At 65.5% G+C, this 3,194-nt stretch carries 1 protein-coding gene; it reads right to left on the bottom strand.

What is annotated here, in order from left to right; all coding sequences use genetic code 11:
- A partial coding sequence (gene rpoC, locus OJI97_RS00005; RefSeq protein ID WP_297659483.1) for a DNA-directed RNA polymerase subunit beta' occupies positions 1 to 3,194 on the bottom strand: 3,194 nt, incomplete at both ends.

Raw genomic sequence — 3,194 nt, forward strand, 5'->3', positions numbered from 1 at the left:
GCGGATCGTGCCGGAGATTTCGGCGAGGATCGCCGCATCCTTCGGACGACGCGCCTCGAACAGCTCCGCCACGCGCGGCAGACCGCCCGTGATGTCGCGGGTCTTGGCGGACTCCATCGGCACGCGGGCGAGCACGTCGCCCGCCTTGATGTGCGAGCCCGGATCGGCCGACAGGATGGCGTCGACCGGCAGGGTGTAGCGGGCGTCGCCGCCGCGCGGCAGCTTCAGCACCTTGCCGTCGGAACCCTTGACCACCAGCGAGGGACGCAGCTCCGAGCCGCGGCCGGTGCGCCAGTCGGTGACGACGCGCTTGGCGATGCCGGTCGACTCGTCGACCGTCTCGCTCAGCGAGGCGCCTTCGACCAGGTCCTCGTAACCCACCGTACCCTCGACTTCCGTGAGGATCGGGCGGGTATAGGGGTCCCACTCGGCGATGCGCTGGCCGCGCTTGATCGCGTCGCCCTCGTCCACCTTCAGCTTGGCGCCGAACTGAATGCGGTGCGCCGCCTTCTCCGAGCCGTCGTGATCAATGATCAGGACGGAGAGGTTGCGGCTCATCGCGATCAGCTCGCCTTCCGAGTTCCGCACCACGTTGCGGTTGCGGATCTTCACCGTGCCCTCGAACGAGGCCTCGATGAAGGACTGCTCGGAGAGCTGCGCCGCACCACCGATGTGGAAGGTGCGCATGGTCAGCTGCGTGCCGGGCTCTCCGATCGACTGCGCCGCGATGACGCCGACCGCCTCACCCATGTTCACCGGCGTGCCGCGCGCGAGGTCGCGGCCATAGCAGGTGCCGCAAACGCCGTTCTTGGCCTCGCAGGTGAGCACGGAGCGGATCTTGATCTCCTGCACGCCCGCCTTGCTGATGCGCTCGACGTCGGCCTCGTCCATCATGTGGCCGGCCGGCACGATCACATTGCCGGTCGCGCCCTCGATCACGTCCTCGGCCGCGGTGCGGCCCAGCACGCGCGAACCGAGCGTGGCGACGATCTGGCCAGCGTCGACGATCGCCCGCATGGCGATGCCGTTCTCCGTGCCGCAGTCCCGCACCGTGATGATGCTGTCCTGCGCCACGTCGACGAGACGACGGGTCAGATAGCCCGAGTTCGCGGTCTTCAGCGCGGTGTCCGCGAGGCCCTTACGAGCGCCGTGGGTCGAGTTGAAGTATTCGAGAACCGACAGGCCTTCCTTGAAGTTCGAGATGATCGGCGTCTCGATGATCTCGCCCGACGGCTTGGCCATCAGGCCGCGCATGGCGGCGAGCTGACGCATCTGCTCGCGCGAACCACGGGCGCCGGAATGGGCCATCATGTAGATCGAGTTGATCTGCTTCTCGCGACCCGTGACCGGATCCTTCTTCACGGCCGAAATCTCGGCCATCATCTCGTCGGCGAGGCGGGCGGAGCACTTGCCCCACGCATCCACGACCTTGTTGTACTTCTCGCCCTGGGTGATCAGGCCGTCATTGTACTGCTGCTCGTACTCCTTGGTGAGCGAGCGGGTCTCTTCGACCATGTCCCACTTCTTGGAGGGCACCACCATGTCGTCCTTGCCGAAGGAAATGCCGGCGCGGAAGGCGTTGGTGAAGCCGAGCGTCATGATGCGATCGCAGAAGATGACCGTCTCCTTCTGACCGCAGTGGCGGTAGACGGTGTCGATCATGTTCGAGATCTCCTTCTTGGTCATCAGCTTGTTGACGACGTCGAAGGGGGTCTTGGCGTTCTTCGGCAGCAGTTCGCCGAGCTTCATGCGGCCGGGCGTGGTCTCGAAGATCTTCGAGGCCGGCTTGCCGTCCTCGTCGACGCCGATATAGCGCCCGCGCACCTTGGTGTGCAGGGTGATGGCCTTGGCGGCCAGCGCGTGGTCGATCTCGCCCATATTGGCGAACGCCATGCCCTCGCCCGGCTCACCTTCCTTCATCATGGTGAGGTAGTAGAGGCCGAGCACGATGTCCTGCGACGGCACGATGATCGGCGCGCCGTTCGCCGGGTGCAGGATGTTGTTGGTCGACATCATCAGCACGCGGGCTTCGAGCTGCGCCTCGATGGACAGCGGCACGTGCACCGCCATCTGGTCGCCGTCGAAGTCGGCGTTGAAGGCCGAGCAGACCAGCGGATGCAGCTGGATCGCCTTGCCTTCGATCAGCACCGGCTCGAACGCCTGGATGCCCAGGCGATGCAGCGTCGGGGCGCGGTTCAGCATCACCGGATGCTCGCGGATCACCTCGTCGAGGATGTCCCACACCTCGGGACGCTCCTTCTCGACCAGCTTCTTCGCCTGCTTCACGGTGGCCGACAGGCCCTTGGCGTCGAGGCGCGAATAGATGAAGGGCTTGAACAGCTCCAGCGCCATCTTCTTCGGCAGGCCGCACTGGTGCAGCTTCAGCTCGGGACCGACGACGATCACCGAACGGCCGGAATAGTCGACGCGCTTGCCGAGCAGGTTCTGGCGGAACCGGCCCTGCTTGCCCTTCAGCATGTCGGCGAGCGACTTCAGCGGGCGCTTGTTGGCGCCGGTGATGACGCGGCCGCGGCGGCCGTTGTCGAACAGCGCATCGACCGCTTCCTGAAGCATGCGCTTCTCGTTGCGGATAATGATGTCCGGCGCCTTCAGCTCGATCAGCCGCTTCAGGCGGTTGTTGCGGTTGATGACGCGGCGGTACAGGTCGTTCAAGTCCGACGTCGCGAAGCGGCCGCCGTCGAGCGGGACCAGCGGACGCAGCTCGGGCGGGATCACCGGAACGACTTCCAGGATCATCCATTCCGGCCGCGACTGCGAGGCCATGAAGGCGTCGATCAGCTTGAGGCGCTTGACCAGTTTCTTGCGCTTGGCTTCCGAATTGGTGTCGCGGAGTTCCTCGCGGCAGGTCTTCTTCTCTTCCTCGAGATCCAGCGCGGACAGCATGATGCGCAGCGCCTCGGCGCCGATCGCCGCCGTGAAGGCGTCCTCGCCGTACTCGTCCTGCGCGTTCATGAAGTCTTCCTCGCTGAGCAGCGAGTGCAGCTTCAGCGGGGTCAGGCCCGGCTCGATGACGACGTAGTTCTCGAAATAGAGGATGCGCTCGAGATCCTTGAGCGTCATGTCGAGCAGCAGGCCGATGCGGCTCGGCAGCGACTTCAGGAACCAGATGTGCGCGACCGGGGCGGCCAGCTCGATATGGCCCATGCGCTCGCGGCGCACGCGCGAGAGGGTGA

The organism is Sphingopyxis sp., assembly GCF_025869345.1.
Classification (GTDB): Bacteria; Pseudomonadota; Alphaproteobacteria; order Sphingomonadales; family Sphingomonadaceae; genus Sphingopyxis.